The 2720-nt window shown below is 52.2% G+C and carries 2 protein-coding genes; one reads left to right on the top strand and one right to left on the bottom strand.

All coding sequences use genetic code 11. From position 1 onward, the window contains the following. Positions 1-604 precede the first annotated feature (604 nt). On the bottom strand, positions 605-1519 hold the full coding sequence (rarD, locus tag L692_RS0121955) for an EamA family transporter RarD (protein ID WP_025702146.1): 915 nt from the start codon (positions 1517-1519) through the stop codon (positions 605-607). Positions 1520-1719: 200 nt separating this feature from the next. Here rarD and L692_RS0121950 point away from each other — a divergent pair. Further along, positions 1720-2720 (top strand): MFS transporter (locus L692_RS0121950; protein ID WP_025702145.1); only part of this gene is annotated, 1001 nt, incomplete at its 3' end.

Genomic DNA, 2720 nt, shown 5'->3' with positions numbered 1-2720 from the left:
CTGCCCCGCCGATGCGGCTACCGGCAGCGGTTCGGGTGAACCGGGAAGGGTGGCTCCTGGTGTGAACCGCAGGGAGAGCCGAACGGTAAGACAGGGAATGGCTGACGATTAGGGATGTCCCGGAAGTGGATCATCGTATTGCAAAGAGGAGTTAAGAAGCCGGCAGATCTTTCGATTATTGAAAGACCTGCCGGCTTCTGTGGTTCTATCGGGCCAACTCGTTCATCGAACTAGATTGCCCGGTGTTGGCATGCAATGCGGCGAGCATGAACGTGGCTTCCTTGACGCGGCAACATCAAGTGAAGGGGTTCAGAGTGGTTGGACTTTCGGTTCCGCGTCTCTTGCAAACCGGCTAAAATGCACCTTTTTTTAACGCCAAGCGTTCATTCACGGGAGGGACCTGCTATCATACAGGTATTTGACGCTGTGCTGACTGAGTTTAAGGCTGAACGGGGAAAAACCTGCATTTTATCAGGCGTTCTATACGACAGATGTTCTGAGGCGAGCAAAAGATGCACAATTTCAGGTTTCTGCATAATTTGCTTTTCCTGCCCCAAAGGATGGAATACAGAGCGTCTGCCCCTGCACCCACCTAAATTCCCGCTTAAAGAAGGGCATCCCGGCAGCTATTTCTATGGCTAATCGGGACGACCTTTACCTTGGACCTCTTGACCGTGACGAAGGAATATACAATCAGAGCCAGCCAGATGAATGCAAAGCTGATCAGTTGCCCCCGCGAGAACGGTTCGTTAAACAAGAAAATGGCAAGCAGCAGGCTCGTTGTCGGTGCGATATACTGGATGAACCCGACGAGTGAAAGTGGAAGCAGCTGCATGGCCTTGGCGAACCAGAATAGAGGCATCGCCGTCGCCGCGCCTGAGAGAAGGAGAAGGACGACCAAGAGCGGCGGCAAGGAAGCGAAGCTTCCGGTTCCCTGCGATTGGATGTAGATCAGATAGCCGAGCGCGACGGGAAGCGCGACAATCGTCTCTCCGGTCAGACCCAGCAGAACATCCAGCTTCGCTATTTTTTTGGCAAGACCGTACAGGGCAAAAGTAACCGCCAAAGAAATGGCTATCCACGGAATGTGCCCGTATTGCACAGCCATAATCAGGACGCCGACGCCAGCCAGAAGAATGGACAGCCATTGTCCCGGCGACAGCCGTTCCTTCAGGAAAACGACAGCGAACAGTACGCTGATCAGGGGATTCATATAATAGCCCAGGCTCGTTTCAATCACATGATGATTGTTGACGGCCCAAATGAACAGAAACCAGTTCAGGCTGATGAAAATGGAGCAGAGAACAATGGCGGCCGCGCTTCTTCCGCGTGAACCTACACTCTTTAACTGCTTCCACTGCCTGGACAGCGTAACGAGAACGGCTACGAATACAAAGGACCAGGCAATCCTTTGCGCCAAAATTTCCCACGCGGGCATCGCTGCAAACAGCCGCCAATACAGCGGGAGAAACCCCCATGTCAGATAGGCCAGAACAGCGTAAATGATACCCTTTTTCATAAAGTGATCCCCCAGTGACAAATCAAGACTTTTATTCTAAAGTTCGATTACAATTGAACAATCGGAATTTAGCATACAATTCAGATGAAATGCAAGGATAAAAATGGCATTATCCGGAAGGAGAAGCGCAAAGAAGCTTTTGGAGGGGACGAATGAGATTTAACAGGGCGGTAAACTACCGGGAGCAACGGGGGGAGACTATGAAGAACAAGTATTTGTCGGCATCTTTGGGATTGTACATTAACTATTTTGTTCACGGCATGGCGCTGATCATAATTGCCCAAAATATCGATTTTTTATCCAAACAGTGGCATACGGATAACGCCGGCGCCGCCGCGGTTGTTTCTTCTTTGGGAATCGGGAAGCTGGTCGCCGTATTTTTTTCGGGCAAGCTGTCCGATCGGTTCGGGCGAAAGCTATCGGTAGTGCTGGGGATCTTGTTTTATGTGTTATTCCTGGGCGGTATCCTGATCAGTCCGAACGTGGCCGTAGCTTATATGCTCGGCATTTCCGCCGGTGTCGCCAATTCCTTTCTGGATACGGGAACGTATCCGGCATTGATGGAGGCCTTTCCCAAGAAATCCGGGCCGGCCAACATCATTATAAAAGCCTTCATGCAGGGCGGACAGTTTGTGCTGCCGTATCTCATCAGCTTTCTGATTATGCGGCAGTTATGGTTTGGCTGGAGCTTTATTGTTCTGATCGCGGTGCTCTGCGTCAATCTGGTATTTGTCCTTACCCGCACCTTTCCGCCTATGGCTGCCGATTCTCCCGAGAGTCAAGCGGCAGAACCGCAGAAGGCAAGAACCCTTCATTTCAGCCTGAATGAAATTTGCCTGATTCTCTTCGGATACGTCGCGCAGACCGTGCTGTATATCCTGGGGCAATGGATTGCCAAGTACGGCTCGGAGGTCGTGCATATGAGCGAAGGCTCGTCGAGGCTGCTGGTGAGCTACGGAAGTCTTGGCGCGATCTGCTGTGTGCTCGTCACCTTTCTGCTTGGAAACCGGGGCATTAAACCGATCTATTTTATGATGATCTATACGGTGATGACAGCGGTCGTCTCGCTCGTAATCTGGGCGTTCCCGGTGCCGGCGGTCTGCACCGCAGGGGCCGTGCTGCTCGGCTACTTCTCCAGCGGCGGGCTGATTCAGCTGGGGCTTACGCTGCTTGCGGAGAAATCTTCGCGGGGGAAGGGGCT

The organism is Paenibacillus forsythiae T98 (genome assembly GCF_000520735.1).
Lineage (GTDB): Bacteria > Bacillota > Bacilli > Paenibacillales > Paenibacillaceae > Paenibacillus_AQ > Paenibacillus_AQ forsythiae.
The sequence above is the reverse complement of the archived record's forward strand: the minus strand, read 5'-3'. Positions and strand labels throughout refer to the sequence as shown.

What these genes read in the sequence shown, in the direction of transcription:
- rarD (WP_025702146.1), bottom strand. Translation starts at nt 1,519, where the DNA reads ATGAAAAAGGGTATCATTTACGCTGTTCTGGCCTATCTGACATGGGGG.